Here is a 22930-nt window from a genome sequence, read left to right as displayed (position 1 = left end):
TTAGCGTTTGATGGGAAAATAATTCGCATCTTACGGCGAAAATGAGCGTTACGCGTTATTCTGTGAGTTAAGAATCTCTTGACATTCCGGAGCGGGAGGTCCACATTGGAAGACGTAATGCTAAGGTCACACGCTCTGCAGCAAACCTTCGTCTGAAAGCGGCGGACACTATTGGGAGAGGCCGGCCTGGACAAGGCCGGTCCAAGAGCGTTTAGGAGAAGCTCCCTCTCCCTGCCGCCTCCGATTGACCCACGCGCACTCCGTTGTTCATCCATCCCCAAGCCGACTTATGTTTCGAAAGCTACTATCTGTGCTTGCAGGTCTGTTGCTGTTGCTCCCGGCAACTGTGCTGGCCCAAGACACCGGTACCGTTGCGGGCACCGTCATCGATAGCACCACCTCCCAGACCCTCCCGGGCGTCAACGTGACGGTCCAGGGCCTCAACATTGGGGCCGCCACCGGGCCGAATGGGCAGTTCGAAATCTCCGGCGTGCCGGTCGGGGAGCAGGTCCTTCAGGCGTCTTTCGTCGGGTACACCCGGAAGAACATCCCGGTGGAGGTGGAGGCCGGCGAAACGACGAACGTGAACGTGCGCCTGGCACCCCAGGCGGTCGGCCTTGAGGACGTCGTGGTGACGGCCCTGGGCGTAGAGCGCGAGGAGCGCGCCGTGTCGTCGTCCGTGCAGCAGGTGGACGGGGCGGACCTTGACGCCACGGACAACGCCAACTTTGTCAACTCCCTTCGCGGGAAGGTCTCCGGGGCGAACATCCGATCGTCCAGCACGATGGGCGGGTCCTCAAACATCGTCCTGCGCGGCTACAGCTCGATCAGCGGCGACAACCAGCCGCTCATCGTGATTGATGGCATCGTGGTGTCCAATCGCTCGCGCCAGAGCGGCGGGGGCACCGTTGAGGGGAACGGCGGGTTTGACTTCGGAAACGCCGCCTCGTCCCTGAATCCCAGCAACATCAAGTCGGTCTCGGTCCTGAAGGGCCCGTCGGCCGCGGCGCTGTACGGATCCCGGGGCGCGAACGGCGTCATTCAGATCACGACGAAGGATGGGTCCAGTCTCGATGACGAGATCGGGGTCTCCTTCTCCTCCAGCGTCAGCATGAGTCAGGCGTACGAGTTCGTGGACTACCAGAACAAGTACGGCGGCGGGGCGCCGAGCTCCACGTTCTCGACCCTGGACGGGGACTTCAAGAAGCCGGACGGCGATCAGTACGTCGTGCAGTACGCCGTGGACGAGTCCTGGGGGCCGCGCCTCGACGGGCGCCCGGTCCGGCAGTGGTACAGCTGGGACGACGTGAACGGGCTGCAGGGACAGGCAACTCCCTGGGAGGCCCACCCGGACGCCGTGAAGGATTTCATGGATACGGGGGCTGTGTTTACCAACAACGTCGCCCTGTCGCAGCAGACCGAGTCGTTGAACTACCGGCTGGGACTCACCAGTCGCAACCAGGGCAGCGTGATGCCGAACGGCTCGATGGATCGCTACCAGGTGAACTTTAACGGGTCGATCGACCTGAGTGACGATCTCCGGGCGACGACCTTCGCGAAGTACAGCTACCAGGACGTAAAGGCGCGGTCCGGGATGGGGTACGGGTTTGAGGAAAATCCCTTCGCCGCGTTCAATACCTTTACGCAGCGGCAGCTCGACTACGGGCCGGACAGCTACATGCGCGACTACCAGCGCACGAACGGCCAGCAGCGCGGGTGGAACTACGCCGGCGTCTCCGGGGCACAGGGGCCGGTGACCCAGTTCCAGTACACCGACAATCCATATGTGAACCGGTACGCAAACTTCCAGCAGGACGACGAGCAGCGCCTGCTCGGGAAGGCCGAGGTGGCCTACGACATCGTGCCGAACCTGACGGGAACGGCTACGGTCTCTACCGACTTCCGAACGCACCGGTTTAGCGACCGCCGCTCCGACATCTCTACCGGAGCCCCTGGGTCCTTTAGCGAGGACGTGATCGAAGAGCAGGAGACGAGATCCTCGCTCCGGTTTGACTACTCGCGGTCCCTGACGGATCAGGTGGACCTGACTTCCTTCGTGGCCGGACAGGTGCGGTACGAGACCTTCGAGCAGAACCTGGGCTCGACCCAGAACGGGCTCGCCGCGCCGAACGTGTTTACGCTTCAGAATTCCGTCGGCCGGCCCGATGTGGAGGAGACGCTTCGAGAGAGCATGGTCTACAGTACCTATGGGCTCGTCAGCCTGGGCTACCAGGACATCGTGTTCCTGGAGGGAACGCTCCGGAACGACTGGTCGTCCACGCTCCCGGCCGACAACAACTCGTACCTGTACCCGTCAATCTCGGGAAACCTGATCTTCACGGGCCTGGATGCGCTTCAGGATCAGGACATCCTGTCGTTCGGAAAGGTGCGGGCGAGCTGGGCCCGCGTCGGGCAGGACACCGACCCGTATCGTCTCGGCGTCACGTACCCGGGCAGCACTCCCTTCCAGGGGCAAGCCCTTCAGAACGTGCAGCGGTCGGCCAACAATCCGGACCTGAAGCCGGAGCGGACGACGGGCATCGAATTCGGTGCGGACCTGCGCTTCTTCGACGAGCGGGTCAACCTGAGCACGACGTACTACCGCGACGTGACGAAGGATCAGATCCTTGCGGTGGATGTCTCGGGCGCCTCCGGCATCGGATCGTCCCTCATCAACGCCGGGGAGGTGTCGAACCGGGGTCTGGAGGCCAGCCTGACGGTGACGCCGGTCCTGCAGGAAGATCTGCAGTGGGATGTGACGGCCAACTTCAACAAGAACGTGAACAAGGTCGTCGACCTGGCCGAGGGGCTGGACACCTACAACCTGACCTCCGGAGGCGTGATCTTCGGCCCGACGATTCAGGCCCGGGAAGGTGAGGCCTACGGGGCGATGGTGCAGCCGTCCCTGCGCCGCGACGCGAACGGCGACGTGGTGTTCCAGCGGAACGGCGTTCCGCAGACGACGAACAGTCCGCAGGTCGTGGGGAACTTCCAGCCGGACTGGACCGGGGGGCTGTCGACCACGGTGTCCTACAAGGGCGTCACGCTCAGTGCCGTCGTCGACGGGCAGGTGGGCGGCGACGTGTACTCCCTCTCCAACAAGTTCGGGACCTACAGTGGGCTTGTGGAGTCGACGGTCGCCAACAATCAGCGTGAGACGGGTGTCATCCCGGAAGGTGTCGTGGTGGATGATGCCACCCCGAACGAGAACGGCAACTACGACGTCGAGGGCACGGACTTCGGCGAGGCCGTGGGGCGCATCCCGGCGGCGAGCTACTGGAAGAACTGGTTCTCCGCGGGCGGAGGCGATCAGTTCATCTACGACGCGACGCACGCCAAGCTGCAGGAGCTGGCGATCACCTACAGCCTCCCGCAGCGCTGGTTTAACGACTTTGCGCTCCGGCGGGCCAGTGTGTCCCTTACCGGCAGCAACCTGATGTTCCTCTACAAGGAGGCCCCCAACATCGACCCTTCGGTCACGCTCGGGGCCGGAAACGTTCAGGGCGTCGAGTCGGCCCAGATTCCGCCCCAGCGTCAGTACACCTTCCGCGTGAACCTGAGCTTCTAAGCGTCAGACCGCTGTTCCTCGCCCCCGGTGCGGTCCGCCGGGGGCGAGAACGGTTTTCAGGACCTGCGACCATTTCCCAACAGTTGATTGACTCCCTACTATGAGACGCCACGCTACACTGACACTACTCGTCGCCGGCGGGCTTTCGCTCCTTCTGGCCCTGGGGGGCTGCGACAGCCTCACGAGCTACAACGAAAATCCCAACGAGGCCACGTCGGCAAACCCCAACAATCTCCTCGCCAACGCCCAGCGTTACCTGTCGGGCGAGGTGTACGCCGGAACCAACATGATGCGCCGCTCCAACGTGTGGGCGCAGTACACCACCCAAAACTTCTACCCGTCGGAGAGCCGCTACTCCCCGGTGGATTACCCGTGGACGGGCTTCTACACGCGGCTGACTGATCTCAAGACGGCCAAGCAGATTGCGAAGGAGCGGCCGGGCACGGTCCAGAATCAGGGCAATTTCCAGGCGGTCGCCACGATCATGCAGACGTGGGCCTTTCAGATCCTGACTGACGCGTACGGGGACATTCCCTTTGCCGAGGCCCTCCAGCAGCGTGAAAACCAGTCGCCGGCCTACACGGCCCAGGCGGACATCTACCCGGCGCTGGTGGACAGCCTGAACACGGCGCTGGACAAGATCAATACAGGGGCCGCCGGCCCGTCCGGCGATCTGGTGAACGGGGGCAACATGGAAATGTGGCAGAAATTCGCCAACGGGCTGAAGATGCGAATTGCCCTGCGCGGCTACGAGCTCGACGCGAACTGGGGCGATCTGGGAGGGCCGGGCGACATTATCTCGAACGCGGTGGACCCGAACACGAATGGGGAGCCGCTCACCAGCAACGCCGACAATGTGTACTTCCAGTTCGGCACGAGTGCGACCCATCGAAACACCTACTACGAGAACCGAGAGGTTGACTTTCGGGACGACTTCGACGGGTCGGCGCGCTTCATCGATTTCATGAAGGACAAGTACGGCGGTACGGCGGATCCTCGCCTGGACGCGTACTTCGAGCAGACGTCGAACTCCGGGCGTCCCTGTGAGGACGGAAGCGGCGAGTACGAAGGATTTCCGTTTGCCCTTGAGCAGGGGGATGCCCAGGGACTGTATGGGGCAAACCCGACCTGTGGGTTCTCGCGGCCGGAGGCGTGGTTCCCGAACGGACCCAGCGGCGAGGGGGACTCCTTCGCCCCGATGATGTACTACGATGAGGTCCTCCTGACCAAAGCATGGGCTGCCGACGAAGGCCTGATTTCGGGCACCCCGCAGGAACTGATCGCCGACGCGATTGAGGCGTCCGTCAATTTCTACGGGAATCAGACCAGCGCCGACATCTCGGGCTCGAGCAGTGCGACACAGAACTACATCTCACAGGTGCAGAGTGACTTTGGCTCGAATCCCAAACAGGTGATCGGGGAGCAGCGCTACATCTCCTTCTACATGCACAACATTCAGGGCTGGTCGACCTGGCGGCGGTTCGACTTCGAGAACGTACTCGGTGGCCCCGAAGGTGGCGTGGCCGGTGGGTTCGATTCCTACGCCCCGCTCCGCGTGCCGTACCCGTCGTCGGAGGCCAACCTGAATGGTCAGAACTATACCGCCGCCGCCAACAAGTGCAGTGGAGACTTTCAGGGCTCAAGCGGTTCCGAGGGCGGTGCGCAGAATGAGGACGAAGACTGCCGGGTCGCCTGGGACGTAGACGGTCCCCCGTCGGCCAACGCGTACAGCGCCGACTAGGCGACACCTACTGATCAATGCGTCCCTCCGGGGGGGCCCGGAGGGACATTTTCCTGTAGTTCTGCTACGTCACCCACATCGCGAGACACTCCGAACCAGTTACGGGACCTATGAGACATCGATATCACACACTTCTTCTGCTCTGTGCGGCCGCCGCACTGGCGCTTGCGGGCTGCGACCAGAGCTCGCAGAAAGCAAGCCCGGAGAACGCAAATCGGTACATCATTACCCAGAACAATTCGGCCTCCGGGAACGCAGCCACCGGATCCTTCTCCGGCGCAAATGTGGTGAACGTACCCGATACGGTGGACTACTACATGCAGGGATACACCGTCAATAAGGACTATACCTGGACGGTGAACGGATCGTCGGACCTTCCCACGGCGGCCAGCTCCGATCAGACCTACGAGTGGCAGAGTCGTGGCGGCGAATTCATCACGGTCGTATACGGGCCGGGCGACCCCATTGCGACCACGTCGGGCATGAGCGCGAGCACGAACTCGATTCAGGTGAATGCGAGCAACGACGACATCAACGCCGAGACGATCGAGGTCTCTGCGGCGGTGACCGATAGCATCAGCGGCCAGATCGGACGCTTCGGGGCCTTCTCGACCCTCACGAGCCTGGCCGCCTCCTCCGGCATTGCGGACGTGCTCAGCCAGGAGGGGCCGTCCTTCACGTTGTTTGCGCCGTCTGAGGCGGCGTTTGCGGCGCTCGACAACGTGCCGACGCAGGCCGTGGACGACGATGAGGACGCCACTTCGAGCGTCCGTGCCGACATCCTGAAGTACCACGCCATCCAGGGCGATAGCCTGACGGCGAGCGACCTGCCGGCAAACGATGTGGAAACGCTGCTCGGCAGTGAGACCGTTTCTGTGACCGCCGACCTGGTTTCGCAGGCCAACATTCCGGCCACGAATGGCGTGATTCACAAGCTGGACGGTGCGCCTCTTCTTCCGCCCACCGCATCGGTGGACTTCACGAATCGGACGTTGGCGGATACATCTGCAACACAGGGCGACACCCTTACGGTTGATGGTGTCTATGTCCCGGAGAGTGGAGGCTTCATTGTTCTGCACGACCAGCAGGAGCTTCAAAACGACGGGCCTGTTGCCAGCACCGTCGGGGTTTCTAAGTACATCGAAGGTCCAGCAGTCGCAAACGGTGTAAAGGTGGCCCTTGACGAGGACCTGAGTGGGGATGTCACTCTTGGTGCCATGCCGCACGACGACACGAATAATAATCAGACTTATGACTTTACTGGTGCGGACGGACCCGACACCCCATACACATTGAATGGAAACGTGGTGATTGACTTTGGAGACATTGTGGTAGAGTCCACCGACTGATTAGCCACCTGAACAACGGTCGCCTGCTCTGGTCTTTACACGTGGGAAGCCGATTGTCCCGATTGGGGCAGTCGGCTTCTCTGTTTGGGGAAGAGAGCACAACGGCCCATCCCCGCGAGGACGCGCAACCCAGCCCCTCTGCACCCGGGAGGTGTTTTGAGAAGTCCGCCACCGCACCATCGTCACCAAGACGCAGGAAGAACCCTTTGAAGATTGGTTTTCCGTTGTAATCACAATGCCACTGGCTGTCATGAACGCTTACGCCCCAAGAGGCTGGCTCGTCCTTGCTCTCGTGTTCTTGATCGCCGGGTGCGGCAGCTCCTCCCCGCCCGTCCAGATCACACAGGACGCGTCGTCCGGCCAGACCACCTACAAAACCCGTCAAATGCGGTTGTCCGGGATCGAGATGACGCAGGGACTTGAGACGGGGAATCGGTTTTACATGCAGGTTGTGGGGACGTGCGCTAGCCAGGACTGTGTGCCTCGATCCTACGACCTGCACTTCGTCAAGGAGGGCATGCAGTCCGTTCAGATTGAGGGGCGGGGGGTGAGTTTAACCATTGGGACGGAAACCCTCTCCTGGAAAGACCCTCAGAACCGCTCGGTGAACCGGGCCTCGACCATCCGGAGCGGCACGTTCGCACGCGTCGAGGTGACGAGTGAGCAATTGTCTACCATCGGAGGCGTAGATGAAGTTAGCGGAACGGTCGGGGGAGAAGGATTCTCCGTTTCCCACGAGGCACGTGCCCCCATCCGCCAGTTGTTGAGGCGGTTGGAGGAAGGCCCCGACGAGTCTTCTCAGGCGTCGTCTTCGCAAGGGGACTGACGGCTGCCCGCCCTGATGCCGGGGAGCGGGACATGCAAATGGAGGGCAACAATGCCTGCCAGTCGGCGGTCCGCCGGTACGTGCAGGGCGACCGATGGGCCGTAAGGAAGGAGACTGCACGGCAGAGACGGGCACGCTCCCGCTCGGCCTGGACGCATCACACCTGCACAGAGTCGGATGTCACGGATGCACACGTGTAAGCCCCCTTACCACCGACACCCGTTCTCCGGGCGCTGGGGAGTGTGGGGATGGGGGCTTCTGTTGCTCGTGTATTTCGGGTCGGTGGGACCGGCGCCCGCCTTGGCGCAGCCGGATGCGGAGGAGGCCGTCCTTCGTGGATTCGTACGGAACGAGGCCGGGGGACGGCCTCTGGAAGGGGCAAACGTGGTGGTGCGTCGAATGTCGGGGGCGATTGAGGCGGCCGGGGCCGCCGCCGGCCGCGGGTTTTACCAGCTCTCGCGGATTCCGCCGGGCCGCTATCGCCTCCGGATTAGCTTTGTCGGCTACCGGTCCTACCGCGACACGCTTCGGCTTGCCCCGGGGGCCCGTCGGACGCTCTCGGTGGAGCTGGCGGCGGCGCCCCGCCAGATGGATGAGGTGACGGTTGAAGGGGGGCAAGGGGTCGAGGACGCCGAGGCAGGGCTCCGCAAGATCCAGCCCGCCGACGTGGAGAACATTCCCACCCCGGGGCCGGGAAGCGACCTTGCCTCCTACCTGCGCTCCCTCCCCGAGGTGGCAACGACGGGGGATCGGGGTGGGCGCCTGTACATTCGGGGCGGGACCCCGTCTCAGAATCTCGTCCTGGTGGACGGCACGCCGATCTACAAGCCGTTTCACATCATTGGGTTCTACTCGGCCTTCCCGGGCCGGCTCGTGTCGAGCACCAACTTCCACGCGGGGGGGTTTGGGGCGGAGCACACCGGGCGCATCTCGTCCGTCATGGACGTGCAACTCCGCCCGGGCAACACGAAGCAGTACCAGGGCAGTGTGGGCACCGGTCCGTTTTTGGCCTCGGCGCACGTGGAGGGCCCCCTGCAACGCGGTCGAAAATCGTTTCTGGTGCATGCCCGGCATTCCCTCATCGAGCAGGCGGGGCCAACCCTCCTGGGCCAGGACGCGCCCTACACGTTCTACGATGTAACTGCAAAGGTGCACACCCAGGGCGCCTCCAGCCAGTGCTCGTTTACCGGTGTGCGCACCTACGACCGGGGACGCATTGATCCCGACACGGACGCCTCCTTCCGCTGGGACAATACCTCCGTTGGGGGCGAATGCCTCCTGTTTAGTGCCCAGTCGGCCCAGACGCTGCACCTGAGTTTTGGCACGACGCACTTCAACAATCGCGTGCGGTCGCCCGACGGGACGGTTCGGACCGCGGGGACGTGGAAGGTCCGGACGAAATTTGACCTCACGCAACCGGCCCCCTGGGACGGTGCGATACGGTGGGGCGGGAAGGTGCAGGTGGATGATTACGGGTTCGGATTGGACGAGCCGTTCTTGGGGTTCACCAGCGAGGACGACTTTCTGCTCAGTGCGTCCCTGTATGGGGATCTCGAATGGAAGGTAGACGAGTCGCTCATGGTCAACCCGAGTGTCGGGGCCCAGTCGCTTTTCGAGTGGGGAAGCGTGTCCGTCGACCCTCGCGTGCAGGTGGCGTACCAACCGTGGACGGAGCGGCCGGCGACGCTCACCGCGGCCCTCGGCGTCTATCAGCAGATCCCGACCACCGTGACCGACGAGCGGGATGTGGGCTCCACGTTTCGCGCCTGGACCCCCAGCCCGTTCGAGAACCGTCCCCTTCGTGCCGACCATGCCCTGCTCGGGTGGGAGCAGCGGCTTCTGTCCGACATTCGCCTCTCGGTCGAAGGGTGGTACCGGCGATTTCAGGATCTTCCCGTGCCGCGGTGGACGCCCCTCGTCCGATTCAACACCAACCTGGTGCGGGCGGACGGCACCGGGTACGGGGTGGATCTGTCCCTGCGGTACGACCGGGACCCGCTCCGGGTCGACGTGACGTACGGGTACGGGCGGGTCGAGTACCGGGCCTCCCGGGACCAGCTCGGGGCCTGGGTCGGCGATTCCGTCGTGGAATACTCGCCCCCGCACGACCGGCGGCACAAGGTGGGCATCGTCACGTCCCTGGATGCGGGCTGGGGCACGGCCTCCGTGCGGTGGCAGTACGGGTCTGGACGCCCGTTCACGCAGGTGTACGGGTACGACACGTTGCTCGAAGTGCGGGGGCTTCGGGACACGCCGTCCGACGCCGTGGGGGTGCCCCGGGCCCTCTTTGATCGGCCGTACCGGGCACGCCTGCCAAGCTACCACCGGCTCGACGTGTCGCTGGGGCGCTCGTTCGACCTGGGCCCGGACTTGGGCCTGTCGGCCGAAGCAGGGGCCATGAACGCGTACAACCGATCCAACGTGTTCTACATTGACCTCTTTACGCTCGACCGAGTCGACCAGCTTCCCATTATCCCGTACCTGTCCCTCCAGGTTGACATCCAGTAACGCAGGGGAGTGCCGATGTCCCCCAGTTGTTTGCCGATTGCCCGTTTCGTTCGATGCAACAGCTCATCCCTTCATTCCGGCCGTTTTGTGCACCCGGGGCCGCGGCCCTCCTCGCGGCCCTCCTCATACTGGGAGGGTGCGATCCCTCCGTGTCGGTGCTCAACCCCTCCGATCAGTATCGGTTCTCGCTGTTCGGCACCCTGAATGTGGCGGCCGACACGCAGGTGATTCGCGTAGACCCGCTGGGGGACACGAGCCGGGTGGGCAGCCAGAAAGCCCTCGCCGCAACCGTCCGCCTTGAGAATGTGGAGACCGGAACGCAGGTGACGCTCGCCGACTCCTTTGAGACCATCGGCGAAGGATCCGCCCGCTTTCACAACTTCAAGACGACCCATCCCATCCGCCCCGATACGCGATACCGCGTGTCGGTCCATGTGGAGGGGACGCCCGTGACGACGGCGACCACGACGACGCCGGCCGGCCCGCCCACCCTCCGGCACGAGCCCACTTCGACGGACGACACGCCGTTTCTCCTCCCGTGCCTCACGAGAGACCGCGAACTCGTGGAGTCGGCGAATACGTTCACGCTTCGGGCCAGCGCCGTTGAGTCGCTTGCGGCCGTGCAGGTGCTCTACCCGATTGAGGGAGCATTCAGCCAGGTGGACCACTACAATGATGCCGAGTACAGAGAAACCGATGATCTGTACCGGATCTCTGTGTATTACGGAGCGGACATCCGGGTCGGAACGCCCGGAGGGGACAGGTGCACCGGTCGGTCTCAGTTTGTCCGGCCGCATGCACGGGTGGCCGTGACTGCGGGCGGGCCGGACTGGCCGGACTGGCAGGGCGTGTCGATCAACGACATTGCCCGCCCGGACACCTTTACGAACGTGGAGGGGGGGCACGGCTTCGTGGGCGGGGTCTACTCGGATACGATTCAGATCCCGATCCGACAGCGGGAGTAGCTGCTCGGTTGAGGGGGGCTGCCGACCCGGTCTCGAAACGACGGGGCGATACAGAAACGGCGAGGAGGGTTCTTCCTTGTGCTCGGCGGGCACGGATCCATTCAGGGGCCCCTCCGGATCCGGCCCCGCAAAATCCCCGTGGATTCACGGATTGGGGCGGGCGGGGGCGCGTCGCCACAGACCATCCGCCGCGGCTCCCCGTTGGGCATCGCCTCGTTGTCTCGCGGAAACAGACGCGCCCCATGTCGCTCGTCCCGTCCCTTCCCAACCTGGGCCGCTTCTGGACGGCCGCCAACGTGCTGAGCCTGAGCCGGCTCGCGTTGGTGGTGCCCATCACCGTCCTCTTGTGGCGGGACGGGCCCCTGGGCTGGCTGCTCGGGCTCGTCATCCTGGTGATCCTCACCGACTGGTTCGACGGGCGCATCGCGCGGTGGACCCACTCCGTCTCGGACTGGGGGAAGGTGATCGATCCGGTGGCCGACAAGTTTGCGGCCATCATGACCGTGACGGCCCTCACGTTTCGCCCGGCGGCCCCCCACCTGCCGCTCTGGTTCTTCGGCCTCGTGGTGGGACGGGACGTTGCCATTTTGCTCGGCGGGATGGCGATCGCGCGGCGCTCGGGGCAGATCGTGATGAGCGCCTGGGCGGGCAAGGCCGCCTCGCTCTGGCTGGCCCTCACGATCCTGAGCGTGATCCTGAGGGCCGATCCGCCGGTCTTCCGCGTCTGCCTCTGGATGGCAACCGGCCTGTTTGTGTTCTCCTTTCTCCTGTACGTCGTCCGCTACCTGCAGGCCACGCGGAACGCCGAGGGGGCGACGCCCGATTCTGTTCCCCAAGGCCCCTAACGGCCGCCGGACCGCAGTGCTTTTTTGGATTTGTCTTATGCGCTATGGGCTTTCTCGACACGTTTACGAACTGGAACGACGACGATGAGCAGGAGAAGCTCGAAGAGGGGCTCGACAAGACCCGCGACAGCTTCTTCGGCAAGCTCGACCGCATGGTGCGGGGCAAGGACACGGTCGACGCCGAGGTCCTCGACGAGCTCGAAGAGGTCCTGATCACCAGCGACGTGGGCGTGGACACCACGCTCGACATCATCGACCACGTGGAGGCCCGCGTGGAGCAGGACCAGTACGTGTCGGCCCAGGAGCTGAACGGGCTGATCCGGGACGAAATTGCGAAGCTCATGCTGGAGGGCACGGCGGAGCGCCCGGCCGACTTCGACGCGCCGCTCCCCAACCAGCCCCACGTCATCATGGTGGTGGGCGTGAATGGGGTCGGCAAGACGACCACCATCGGCAAGATGGCCCACAAGTACCGCCAGGCGGGCAAGAGCGTGCTGATGGGGGCGGGCGACACCTTCCGGGCCGCCGCCATCGAGCAGCTGGAGGTCTGGGCCGACCGGGCGGGCGTGCCCCTCATCAAGCAAAAACACGGCGCGGACCCGGCGGCGGTGGCCTACGATACCATCGAGGCCGCCGAGGCGCGGGACGCGGACGTGGCGATCGTCGACACGGCGGGGCGGCTCCACACGAAGGGCGGCCTCATGGACGAGCTCGCCAAGATGAAGCGGGTGATGGGGCGCAAGATTCCCGAGGCGCCCCACGAGGTGCTGCTCGTGCTCGACGCGTCGACCGGCCAGAATGCCCTCCGGCAGGCCGAGGAGTTTATCGACAGCGTGGACGTGACCGGCCTGGCGCTGACGAAGCTGGACGGCACCGCGAAGGGGGGCGTCGTGATCGGGGTCTCGCACCAGTTCCAGGTCCCGGTCAAGTACATTGGAGTGGGCGAGGAGGTCGAGGACCTGCAGGTCTTCGACCGCAAAGGGTTTGTGGAGGGGCTGTTTAAGGGGATTGAGGGTTAGCGGGTTGAGGGGGCCCGTGTTTCTGTCGATACCAACCCAATACGCACCAACACTCAACTCTTCAACCCGACCATGAGAGTTATTTTTATGGGCACGCCAGAGTTTGCGGTGCCCTCGCTTACGGCCCTCGTCGACGCCGGGTATCCCCCTGTGGCCGTCGCCACCGGGCCGGATCGGCCGCGGGGGCGCGGGCAGAAGGTGAGCCCCACCCCCGTCAAGGAGGCGGCGCAGGCGGCGGGCATCGACCGCATCCTCCAGCCGGAGGACGTGACGGACCCGTCGTTTGCCGCGGCCGTGGCGGAGCGGGAGCCCGACGTCATCGCGGTGGTGGCCTACAAGATCCTCCCGCCCGAGGTGTACACCGCCGCCGCGAAGGGCGCCTTCAACCTGCACGGGTCGCTGTTGCCCAAGTACCGCGGGGCCGCGCCCATCAACCACGCCGTGATGGCGGGCGAGAGCAAAACCGGTGTCACGACGTTCTTCCTGGAGCCGTCCGTCGACACCGGCGACATCATCCTGCAGAAGGAGATGTCGATCGGCCCCAACGAGACGGCCGGCGCGGTGCACGACCGGATGGCCGAGCTCGGGGCCGAGGCGGTGGTGGAGACGGTCCGGCAGATCGACGCCGGCACCGTCGAGACGCGCCCGCAGGACGACGAGAAGGCAACCCCCGCCCCCAAGATCCACGACGACGACGGCGAGATTCCGTGGGGCGCGTCGGCCGAGGCGGTGCACAACCACGTCCGCGGGCTGTCGCCTTATCCGGGGGCGTGGACCCTGCACGACGGTACGCGCCTGAAGCTGTACCGCACGCGGCGGGCGGAGGGCACGGGGGCGCCCGGCACGGTGCTCGACGCCGACGGGCGCCTGCTCGTGGCCTGCGGCACCGGGGCCGTGGAGGGGGTCGTCCTGCAGCAGCCCGGGCGACAGCGCCTCGACGCCGCCGACTTTCTGAATGGCTACGCCCTTTCCGAGGGCGACCGCCTCGGCGAGTAGAGACCGCTCGCCGTCCGCCCACTCTCGTCCGACCCGCCCGTCCCCATGTCCGAGCACAACCTCTCTGAGCTTGAAGACCGCATCGCGTCCGAGAGCGCGTTCGTGGATGACCTGCTGGACGAGATCGGCCGGGTGGTCGTGGGGCAGCGGTACATGATCGAACGCCTCCTGATTGGCCTCCTGGCCGACGGGCACGTGCTGCTGGAGGGCGTCCCCGGCCTCGCGAAGACCCTGACCGTGCGCACCCTCTCCGACGCCATCGGGACGGACTTTCAGCGCATCCAGTTTACGCCGGACCTGCTCCCCGCCGACCTCCTCGGCACGCAGATCTACAACCAGAAGACCGGCGCCTTCTCCATCCAAAAGGGGCCGATCTTTACCAACGTCATCCTGGCCGACGAGATCAACCGCTCGCCCGCCAAGGTGCAGAGCGCGCTTCTGGAAAGCATGCAGGAGCGGCAGGTGACGATCGGCGAGGAGACGTTTCCGCTCGACGACCTGTTTTTGGTGCTGGCCACCCAGAACCCGATCGAGCAGGAGGGCACCTACCCGCTGCCCGAGGCGCAGGTGGACCGGTTCATGCTCAAGATCGACGTCACCTACCCGACGGGCGACGAAGAGCTGGAAATCATGCGGCGCATGGCGCGGACCGACGAGTCCGCCTCCGTCGACGCCGTCGCCAGCCCGGAGCAGATCCTGCAGGCCCGCACGGTGATCAACGACCTCTACATCGACGAACGGGTGGAGCAGTACATCGTCAACCTCGTGCTGGCGTCCCGCACCCCGGGGGCGCATGGCCTCGGGGCGCTGGAGCCCCTCCTGGAGTACGGCGCGTCGCCGCGGGCCAGCATCAACCTGAACCTGGCCGCGCGGGCCCACGCCTTTCTGCGCCACCGGGCCTACGTGACGCCCGAGGACGTGCGGGCGGTGGCGCGGGACGTGATGCAGCACCGGCTCGTCATTACGTACGAGGCGGAGGCCGAGCAGGTCGCGGCCGCGGACCTCGTCGATCGCATCCTGGGCAGCGTGGAAGTGCCCTAGCGCGGCTCTCTCCAGCGCAGCCCTCCCCAGCGCAGCCCTCCCCAGCGCAGCCCTCCCCAGCGCAGCTCTTTCTAGCGCGGCCCTCTGTTTCGACCGGCCTGTCTGTCCCGCCATGGACCGTCCCAAGACCTTTCAGAAAGAGTCGATCTCCGTGGCCTTTATGGTCCGCCAGCTGCGCGAAACCGTGGGCGTGGAGGTGACGCCGGTCAACGACACGGTGGACGCCAGCGAGCGGTCGGTGACCGAGAGCACGCTCCATCGCCCCGGCCTCGCCCTCGCGGGATACGTCGACCTGTTCACCCACCAGCGCGTCCAGATCCTCGGCAACACCGAGACGCGCTACCTCCACCAACTTGAGGACGCCGACCGACGGACCGCATTTGGGCACCTGACGCAGTTCGACGTGCCCTGCATCGTCCTCACCGACGACAATGAGATCGACGCGTCGCTCGTGGACAGGGCGACGGACGCCGGGATTCCGGTGTACCGCACGCCGCTGCCCACGGTGCAGTTCATGTCGTCGCTCCGCACCTTCCTGGCCGACCAGTTTGCGCTCCAGCGGGCCGTCCACGGCTCCCTCGTCGACGTCTACGGCATCGGGCTTCTGCTGATCGGCAAGCCCGGCATTGGAAAGAGCGAGGTGGCCCTGGATCTGGTGGAGCGGGGCCACCGGCTCGTGGCGGACGACGTGGTCATTGCCACCCAACGGGACGCGTCGATCCTGATGGGGGCGGGGACCGACCTGGTGCAGCACTTCATGGAGGTGCGGGGGCTCGGCCTCGTCGACATTCGCTCCATGTTTGGCATCCGGGCGATCCGCTTCCAGAAGCGCATCGAGATTGTCGTCAACATGGAGCTCTGGGACGAAGACAAGGAGTACACCCGAATTAACATGGTAAAAGATACCCACGAGGTGTTGGGGGTTGACCTGCCGATGGTGCGGGTGCCGATCACGCCGGGCAAGAACATTACGGTGATCTGCGAGGTGATCGCCATGAACTACCTGCTTCGCCACTACGGGCACGACCCGGCGGAGGTCTTCACCGAGCGGCTCCGAACCCGCATTCAGCAAGACGGCCCGCCCACGCCGCGGCGCGGCATTGAGTACTTCGAACAGGACTACGAATAGAGGGGGGAGGACAGCACAGGGCCCTCCGGGCCGGGACATCGGCATGACCATTGCGCCGACACTGCCCCCCGGCGTCATCACGGGAAAACCGATCCATTTTTACAGCTCCGGCACGATGTCCCGACGAGAACGGGACACTGAGCGGGCTGCATCAAAATCCGATGGGCCCGCCCATCCCGGTTGACAGGCATACTCCATCCCACTATTTTTGCCGATGGTTCTGTCAAAATCACCCCAGCACTCGTTCCACTCTAGACGTGCCCGCGCCCCGGCGATGCGCAGGGGCCGGACGCCTCGTTGCCGTCCTGGCACACGCTTCCCCACCGGACTCGAATGAGCGCCCCTGCCATGGACCGAGACCAGACGTACGTATACGATCCCGAGACCTGCTCCTTCAAGGAGGTCGAAACGACCTGGACCGACTGGGCGGCCCGCGCCGGGCAGATCCTTGGGCTTGCCGTCATCCTCACGGGGCTTCTCTTCTGGGGCATCGACCGGCAGTGGATCGCTTCGCCCAGCGAGAAGACCCTGCGGGTCGAGAACACGGCCCTTGAGCAGCAGCTCGACCGCGTCAATGCCCGAATGACGACCCTGTCGGCCCGGCTCGACACGCTGGCGAAAAAGGACCGCACGCTGTACCGGCGGCTGTTTCAGATGAAGCCGATCTCCGAGGACGTGCGGCAGGTGGGGGTCGGAGGGGCCGACCCCTACCGACAGTTCGACGACCTGGGGGCGGATACCGAAGCGCTCCTGAAGAACACGGCTCAGCAACTCGACAAGCTGGAGCGTCAGATGAGCCTGCAGAAGTCGAGCTACAAGGAGCTCTACAGCGTGGCGAAGCAGCGTCAGGATCGGCTCCGCCAGCTCCCGGCCATTCGCCCGGCCAACGGGCGCGTCGTGTCGAACTACGGAATGCGGGATCATCCCATCCTGAAGGTCCGGAAAATGCACGAAGGGATTGACTTCTTGCTGAAGCGGGGGACGCCCGTCATGGCGACGGCCGAGGGGGTGGTGCAACGGGCCGAGCAGGATCCGGGCTACGGGAAGGTGATTGAGGTTAAACACCCGGACTCGGAGTACATGACCCGGTACGCGCACCTCTCCGAGATTCCGGACCAGATCTATCGCGGGGCCGAGGTGGAGCGGGGCGACACCATCGGGTACAGTGGCAACTCGGGGCTGTCGACCGGTCCGCACCTCCACTACGAAGTGCGCCGCCTCGACGGGTCGGCCCTCAACCCCATGCAATTCTTGATGCCGGACATGAGCCCGGAAAGCTACCGTACGCTCGAGCGTCGGACCCAGCAGTATCGGGCGAGCGCGGGCGGGAGCGCGTCCCCCGCATCGGCACGCTGATCCGGATCCGGAAGGGAGGACGCCGGGACGAGACGCCGTGTGCGTGATGAGGAAATGCCTGTCCCGTGCACACTCGCCCCGACTCGAACAGCGGCGGGGCGCAGGGGGGCAATCCCATCCGGCACCGTCTGGGCACTGAGGCGTTAGCCCCGATCCACACGCGGGCCCTTTTCCGGATCTGCCGACCGCCGCGCTTCATGCCGACCCATCTCTCCTCGACTGTTCGGGCCATCGCCCGGCCGAGCGCGATCCCCCTGATGGGACTGCTGATCGGGGTGGTGCTTCTGATTGGGGGGAGCCGGCCCGCGCAGGCGTCTCGCCTGGCCAGTGGAGCACGGACGGCGGCCGACACCACCGCCCCGGTCGTCCACGAGGTCGACATTCGGGGCAATCGTCGGTTCGCGGCGGGGGCGCTCAAGGAAAACATCCGTACCCGACCCAACCGGCGTGTCCTGGGCATCCCCGGCCTCACGTGGTGGCGCTGGGTGCACCAGTTGGGGAGCGCCGACTGGATGTGGGAGCGCCTGGGGAGGGCCCTCCGGTCCGGGGGCGAGCCGCCCGCCTACATCGACTCGACCACGGTGGGGGGCGACGCCGAACGGCTGGAACTGTTCTACCGCCAGCGCGGGTTTCGGGACGCGTCGGTGTCGTACCGGGTCGAGCCGCGCGAGCAGGACGATCGGGTGCGGGTGGTCTTCGACGTAGAGCCGGGGGCGGCCACCTTCCTTCGGCGCGTGACGTACGCGGGGCTCGACGCGTTGCGGCCCGGACAGAAGCGGCGCCTCGTGGACGGGACGGTCTTTGAGGCGGCGTCCGTTTCGATGGGGGATACGCTGAGCGTGCGGGTGCAGGAACAGCGCTACCGGGAGCCGATGCTTCTCGAAGAGCGCCGGCGCATCCTGACGTTTCTGCAGAACGAGGGATACGCTGCGGTGAGCCGCGACTCGGTCCGGGCGGTGGTATACCGGGCGACGCCCGACTCGTTTGATGTGACGCTCCGCGTGCAGACGGGGCCGCGCTACCGGGTTGGGGACGTGCGCTTCGAGGCGACGGGGCCGGAGGACGCGCCGCCCCGCTCCGACACGGTCGACGTGGCCGTGGACACGACCGGAGGGGGGCGGCCGCAGGTGACCGCCCGATTTGTGGACGAGCGTCGCCTCGACCCCGCCATTGTGCGTCGCAGCCTCCGGTTCACGCCGGGGGCGTACTACGACCAGTCGGCCGTCCAGGCCACGAAGCGGCGCCTCGACGGCACGGGCGTGTTCGCCTTCACCAATCTGTCGCCGCAGTACGAGGACGCCGTGCGGCGTGACACGACGGGGGCGCCCTACCTGCCCCTTCAGATTAACGCGCAGACCCGGCAGCGCCATCGGCTGCAGGCGGAGACCTTTGCGCTGCAGCGCGAGTCGGTGGGGGCGAGCGAAGCGGGGGTGCGGCTCAACGAGTTTGGGGTCGGCCTGAGCGGCACGTACGAGAACGTGAACGCCTTTGGGGGCGGCGAGACGTTTCGGCTCCGCACGTCGGCCTCGGTCGCCACGGGCCTCGACTCCCTGCTCGTGAGCTCGAATCAGTTTGAGGGCAGTGCCTCCCTCGTGCTCCCGTACCTCATTCGCCCGTTTCAATCCCTCGACCGGACGTTCGACCTGTCGAGCGCCCGCACCCGCCTGTCGCTCACGGGCCTGACGGCCCTGCGGACCGACCTTGGGCTGCGGATCCGGAGTCGCGTAAACGCACAGTTGCGCCTGGAGATGGACCACACGCCGACCCAGTCGTCCCTGGTCGACGTCATGGACCTGAGCCTGAGCAACCCGGACACCCTCGATCAGTTCAGCAAGAAGTTCCTCCGGCGCGTGTTCGGGCGTGGGGGGGAAACCCTGCAGGACCCGGTGCAGCGGCAGCAGATTCTGGAGGACTACACGCAGCCGCAGGTGAATACGGCCGTCCGGTACACGTTTCGGGACGCCACGGCGGGGCCGATGCGGCGGCGGAGCGGACACATCTACGAGGCATCCGGGGAGGTGGGGAATACGCTTCCCCTTCTGCTGGATCGGTTCGTGTTTACGCCCGGCCGCCCGGACTACTCGCTGCCCAGCCTCTTCGGGGGCGCCGGCGGGCTCACCGGGCAGCTCCTTTACCGTCCGTACGTCCGGGCGTCGGTGGACCTGCGCCGGTACGTGCCGTTGGGAGCGGGCACGACGCTTGGACTCAAATTCTTCGGCGGGTGGGCGCACCCCACCGCGGGGCCGACGGTGGTGCCGTTTGATCGCCGCTTCTTCAGTGGGGGGGCGAACAGCGTCCGCGGGTGGCGCCTGCGGGAGCTGGGGCCCGGGGAGGGCCTCCCGGCAGACACCACGACGGCGGTGCCGGAGAGCCCCTCGAACATCTTGGGCGGCGACGTAAAGCTCGAGTCGAGCATCGAGCTGCGGACGACGCTCTTTCCGAGCGTGCTGGCGGCCCGATGGATCGGGGCCACCTTCCTGGACGTGGGCAACGTGTGGTTCGGCCCGCGCAACCGTGGGTTCGGTCGCGTGGACGACGACCGTGACGAGACGAGCACCCTGCGCGGCAGCCGAGACGGGCGGCTTGACGGGCCGGAGGCGCTGCTCGACGTTGGGATAGGGGGCGGAGGCGGGCTGCGCCTGGAGTGGCCGTACCTGATCGTCCGGCTTGATCTGGCGTACCGCCTACACGACCCCTCGCCCCGAAACGACGACGTGTTTGGGGACAACTTCAGCGGCCCGCTTCTTCACTTTGGCATCGGCCACTCCTTCTGAGCCCGCCGCCCCTTTGCCTGTTCATCACGCCTTTCGCCCGACTTGCACGCCGCGGTCATGTCCATCGTTCGTCCGCTTTTTCGGGCCGTCACGCGACTGTACCGCCGGGTCTTCCGGCGCCGGCTGGACGCCCGCACCCGCGAGATTGCGGAGCGCCTCCGGAACGTGCCGGCCTTTGCCCACCTCTCGTCGAGCGCCCTGTACGCCATGGCCGACGTGACGCACCGGCGCATGTACCGCCGTGGGGAGTCGCTGTACTACGAGGGCGACCCCGGGCTCGGGCTGTACGTCGTGGAGTCGGGGCGGGTGCGCCTCGTGACGGACCGGGTGCCGGAGGCGCCCCACGAACTCCGAACGATCGACACGGGCGGCATGATTGGGGGGCTGTCTCTGCTCGGCGACTTCCGGCGGCTCGAAACGGCCGAAACCGCCGCGGAGACGCAGGTGCTGGGTTTCTTCCGGCCCGACCTCAAGAACGTCATGCGCCGCAATCCGAAGGCCGGAATGGAGATCACGATGGCACTGGCCCGGCACCTGGCGGCCCAGCACGTGGAGCTCATCCAACGGTACGAGGAGCAGGCAGACGCCCGGGCGGCGCTCCGGGCCTACACCGAGGCGGCCGAGACGATCGGGGACGAGGTGCCGGCGGAGGTGTAGCCCATTCTGGCGGAGACGCCGCCCATCCTGCGTTGCGAAGTGCGCGTGTTGCGCGGGCGTGCGCCCATCGGCCTGAGATCTGCCGCGCAAGATACGCACTCCGAGATGCGCCGAAGGCCTTGTGGAGAAAGGGAGACGGGGCCGGCGGCGACCGGTTCGGGAGCGAACCCACCTGTCTCGTCACAGTGTGGCCGGATCAGCCCCTTCTCGATCCTCGTTGGCACGTCCTGTCTCTCAGACACAGTTTCCGCCCGCCATGGGCCCACTTGGCCGCCTCAACCACTTCTTCTGGCAGTACAAGTACCTGTTCGTGCCGGGGCTTCTCTTCACGATGATCTCGGCCGGCTTTCAGATCACGGTGCCGATGGTGGTGCGACAGGCCGTGGACAGCATTCCCCGGTTCGTGCGGCTGTACACGCTCTACGGCGGCACGCCGGCGCAGGCGGAGCTCTACGCCTACTTCTTCGGCGCGCTGGTGCTGTTCGCGCTCGTGATCATTGCCCTGTCCGGGACGAGCGGCCTCTTCATGTTTCTGATGCGGCAGACCGTCGTGGTCGCCTCCCGCCACATCGAGTACGACCTGCGCAACGACCTCTACAATCACCTGCAGCGGCTCTCCTCCACGTTCTACCAGGAGTACTCGACCGGGGACGTGATTACGCGGGCGACCGACGACATCGAGAAGGTGCGGCGCTACATCGGCCCGGCGATCATGTACGTGACCCGCTCCCTCGTGATGGTGCTGGTGGCGGCGTCGGTCATGTTCGTCATCTCGCCCACCCTTACGCTGTACGCCCTCACGCCGCTGCCGGTGTTGGCGGTGGCGGTGTTTTTCATGGCCCGCATGGTGCACCACCGCAGCGACCAGTTGCAGCAGCAGTACTCGGCCCTGACCAGTCGCGTGCAGGAGGCGCTGTCGGGCATTCGGGTGCTGAAGGCCTACACGCGAGAGGCCGCGGAGGCGGAGGCCTTCGACGACGAAAGCCAGGAGTACCGGGCGCGCAACCTGAACCTCGCGCTGGTGGAGTCGGCGTGGCGCCCCTCCTTCCTGCTGCTCGTGGGCACGTCGACGGTGATTGTGGTGTGGATGGGCGGGCAGCTCGTGGCGGAGGGGGCCATCACCATCGGGAATATCGCCGAGTACATCATCTACATCAACATGATGACGTGGCCGGTCGCCTCGCTCGGCTTCGTGATTACGATGATTCAGCGGGCCTCCGCGTCGGTCCTGCGGCTGCAGAACATCATGGACCGGGAGCCGGACATCGACGACGGGCCGCAGACCAACCCGGCGATCCGGAGCCTGGAGGGGCGCATCACGTTCCGCGACGTCTGGTACCAGTACGAGGACGAAGACGAGCCGGCCCTGCGTGGGGTGTCCTTCGACCTTCCGGCCGACCAGACCCTCGCCATTGTCGGGCGCACCGGGTCCGGCAAGAGCACCCTCGTCCGCATGATCCCGCGCCTCCTGGAGCCGGACGCCGGCACCGTTGCCGTCGACGGGTACGAGATTGAGACCGTCCCGCTGCGGACGCTGCGCGAGCACATGGGGTACGTGCCGCAGGACGTGTTTCTGTTCAGCGACACGGTCGCGAACAACATTGCGTTTGGGGACCTCGATGCCGGGCGCGACGAGATCCGGGCGGCGGCCGCGGAGGCGGACCTCGTGGAGAACGTGGAGAACTTCGCGGACGGGTTCGATACGTACGTGGGCGAGCGGGGCATCACGCTGTCGGGGGGGCAGAAGCAGCGGACCTCGATCGCCCGGGCGCTGATCCGCGACCCCCGCGTGCTCGTCTTTGACGACGCGCTCTCGGCCGTCGACACCGCCACGGAGCGCAACATCCTGCGGTCGCTGCGGGCGCGTCAGGGCAGCCACACGCTCGTCATCGTGAGCCACCGCCTCAGTGCCGTGCAGGAGGCCGACCTCATTCTCGTGATGGAGCAGGGGAAGGTGGTGCAACGCGGAACCCACGAGGCGCTCGTAGGCGAAGAGGGCCTCTACGCGGATCTGTACGAGAAGCAGCTTCTCGAGGAAGAAATCCAGGCTCTCTAGAGGGAGCACACCTCAGAAGGGCACGGTGGGACGATTCGGGTAGTTTGAGGCGTGATACGTGATTCGTGATGGAAGCAGAATCACTGCTGATTGGAACTCC

Annotated in this window: 15 protein-coding genes; all 15 read left to right on the top strand. The window is 65.6% G+C overall.

Translation table 11 applies throughout. The annotated features are described in order from the left end of the window. Positions 1-289: 289 nt before the first annotated feature. The 15 genes from OJA40_RS04475 (at position 290) to OJA40_RS04405 (ending at position 22830) form a co-directional block, all read left to right on the top strand. Positions 290-3568, top strand: a complete 3279-nt coding sequence (locus tag OJA40_RS04475) for a SusC/RagA family TonB-linked outer membrane protein (RefSeq protein ID WP_263810021.1) — start codon at positions 290-292, stop codon at positions 3566-3568. Between the two features lie 100 nt (positions 3569-3668). Next, positions 3669-5309 (top strand): SusD/RagB family nutrient-binding outer membrane lipoprotein, encoded by a 1641-nt coding sequence (locus OJA40_RS04470; RefSeq protein WP_208426822.1) that lies wholly within the window; start codon positions 3669-3671, stop codon positions 5307-5309. Between the two features lie 110 nt (positions 5310-5419). Beyond that, complete coding sequence (locus tag OJA40_RS04465; protein ID WP_263810020.1) at positions 5420-6658, top strand: fasciclin domain-containing protein; 1239 nt, start codon at positions 5420-5422, stop codon at positions 6656-6658. Between the two features lie 250 nt (positions 6659-6908). Then, entirely contained in the window at positions 6909-7484 is a 576-nt protein-coding gene (locus OJA40_RS04460; protein ID WP_208426820.1) for a hypothetical protein, read from the top strand. Positions 7485-7661: 177 nt separating this feature from the next. Beyond that, entirely contained in the window at positions 7662-9992 is a 2331-nt protein-coding gene (locus OJA40_RS04455) for a TonB-dependent receptor (protein ID WP_263810019.1), read from the top strand. Positions 9993-10045: 53 nt separating this feature from the next. Further along, complete coding sequence (locus tag OJA40_RS04450) at positions 10046-10957, top strand: hypothetical protein (protein ID WP_208425465.1); 912 nt, start codon at positions 10046-10048, stop codon at positions 10955-10957. Positions 10958-11199: 242 nt separating this feature from the next. After that, positions 11200-11802 carry a CDP-alcohol phosphatidyltransferase family protein gene (locus OJA40_RS04445; protein WP_208425464.1) on the top strand — a complete coding sequence of 201 codons (603 nt, stop codon included), beginning with the start codon at positions 11200-11202 and terminating at the stop codon, positions 11800-11802. Positions 11803-11846: 44 nt separating this feature from the next. Next, a complete protein-coding gene (gene ftsY, locus OJA40_RS04440) occupies positions 11847-12821 on the top strand; it encodes a signal recognition particle-docking protein FtsY (RefSeq protein WP_208425463.1) in 975 nt (324 codons plus the stop codon). A 72-nt stretch (positions 12822-12893) separates the two neighbouring features. Next, the gene (gene fmt, locus OJA40_RS04435; protein WP_208425462.1) at positions 12894-13817 is read left to right on the top strand and encodes a methionyl-tRNA formyltransferase; all 924 of its coding nucleotides are present in this window, start codon (positions 12894-12896) and stop codon (positions 13815-13817) included. A 45-nt stretch (positions 13818-13862) separates the two neighbouring features. Further along, a complete protein-coding gene (locus OJA40_RS04430) occupies positions 13863-14858 on the top strand; it encodes an AAA family ATPase (protein WP_263810018.1) in 996 nt (331 codons plus the stop codon). Between the two features lie 112 nt (positions 14859-14970). Further along, positions 14971-15987: an HPr(Ser) kinase/phosphatase gene (hprK, locus tag OJA40_RS04425; protein ID WP_208425461.1), complete on the top strand. Its 1017-nt coding sequence runs from the start codon at positions 14971-14973 to the stop codon at positions 15985-15987. A 348-nt stretch (positions 15988-16335) separates the two neighbouring features. Further along, positions 16336-17343 (top strand): M23 family metallopeptidase, encoded by a 1008-nt coding sequence (locus OJA40_RS04420; RefSeq protein WP_263791073.1) that lies wholly within the window; start codon positions 16336-16338, stop codon positions 17341-17343. A gap of 197 nt (positions 17344-17540) precedes the next feature. Further along, entirely contained in the window at positions 17541-20117 is a 2577-nt protein-coding gene (locus OJA40_RS04415) for a BamA/TamA family outer membrane protein (RefSeq protein ID WP_263810017.1), read from the top strand. A 57-nt stretch (positions 20118-20174) separates the two neighbouring features. Next, a complete protein-coding gene (locus tag OJA40_RS04410; RefSeq protein WP_208425458.1) occupies positions 20175-20774 on the top strand; it encodes a Crp/Fnr family transcriptional regulator in 600 nt (199 codons plus the stop codon). A gap of 256 nt (positions 20775-21030) precedes the next feature. Continuing rightward, the gene (locus OJA40_RS04405; RefSeq protein ID WP_263808226.1) at positions 21031-22830 is read left to right on the top strand and encodes an ABC transporter ATP-binding protein; all 1800 of its coding nucleotides are present in this window, start codon (positions 21031-21033) and stop codon (positions 22828-22830) included. The last annotated feature ends 100 nt before the right edge of the window (positions 22831-22930 follow it).

The organism is Salinibacter pepae, from assembly GCF_947077775.1.
GTDB lineage: Bacteria > Bacteroidota > Rhodothermia > Rhodothermales > Salinibacteraceae > Salinibacter > Salinibacter pepae.
This window is presented reverse-complemented; position numbering and strand designations above follow the sequence as displayed.

What these genes read in the sequence shown, in the direction of transcription:
- OJA40_RS04475 (WP_263810021.1), top strand. Translation starts at nt 290, where the DNA reads ATGTTTCGAAAGCTACTATCTGTGCTTGCAGGTCTGTTGCTGTTGCTC.
- OJA40_RS04470 (WP_208426822.1), top strand. Translation starts at nt 3,669, where the DNA reads ATGAGACGCCACGCTACACTGACACTACTCGTCGCCGGCGGGCTTTCG.
- OJA40_RS04465 (WP_263810020.1), top strand. Translation starts at nt 5,420, where the DNA reads ATGAGACATCGATATCACACACTTCTTCTGCTCTGTGCGGCCGCCGCA.
- OJA40_RS04460 (WP_208426820.1), top strand. Translation starts at nt 6,909, where the DNA reads ATGAACGCTTACGCCCCAAGAGGCTGGCTCGTCCTTGCTCTCGTGTTC.
- OJA40_RS04455 (WP_263810019.1), top strand. Translation starts at nt 7,662, where the DNA reads ATGTCACGGATGCACACGTGTAAGCCCCCTTACCACCGACACCCGTTC.
- OJA40_RS04450 (WP_208425465.1), top strand. Translation starts at nt 10,046, where the DNA reads ATGCAACAGCTCATCCCTTCATTCCGGCCGTTTTGTGCACCCGGGGCC.
- OJA40_RS04445 (WP_208425464.1), top strand. Translation starts at nt 11,200, where the DNA reads ATGTCGCTCGTCCCGTCCCTTCCCAACCTGGGCCGCTTCTGGACGGCC.
- ftsY (WP_208425463.1), top strand. Translation starts at nt 11,847, where the DNA reads ATGGGCTTTCTCGACACGTTTACGAACTGGAACGACGACGATGAGCAG.
- fmt (WP_208425462.1), top strand. Translation starts at nt 12,894, where the DNA reads ATGAGAGTTATTTTTATGGGCACGCCAGAGTTTGCGGTGCCCTCGCTT.
- OJA40_RS04430 (WP_263810018.1), top strand. Translation starts at nt 13,863, where the DNA reads ATGTCCGAGCACAACCTCTCTGAGCTTGAAGACCGCATCGCGTCCGAG.
- hprK (WP_208425461.1), top strand. Translation starts at nt 14,971, where the DNA reads ATGGACCGTCCCAAGACCTTTCAGAAAGAGTCGATCTCCGTGGCCTTT.
- OJA40_RS04420 (WP_263791073.1), top strand. Translation starts at nt 16,336, where the DNA reads ATGGACCGAGACCAGACGTACGTATACGATCCCGAGACCTGCTCCTTC.
- OJA40_RS04415 (WP_263810017.1), top strand. Translation starts at nt 17,541, where the DNA reads ATGCCGACCCATCTCTCCTCGACTGTTCGGGCCATCGCCCGGCCGAGC.
- OJA40_RS04410 (WP_208425458.1), top strand. Translation starts at nt 20,175, where the DNA reads ATGTCCATCGTTCGTCCGCTTTTTCGGGCCGTCACGCGACTGTACCGC.
- OJA40_RS04405 (WP_263808226.1), top strand. Translation starts at nt 21,031, where the DNA reads ATGGGCCCACTTGGCCGCCTCAACCACTTCTTCTGGCAGTACAAGTAC.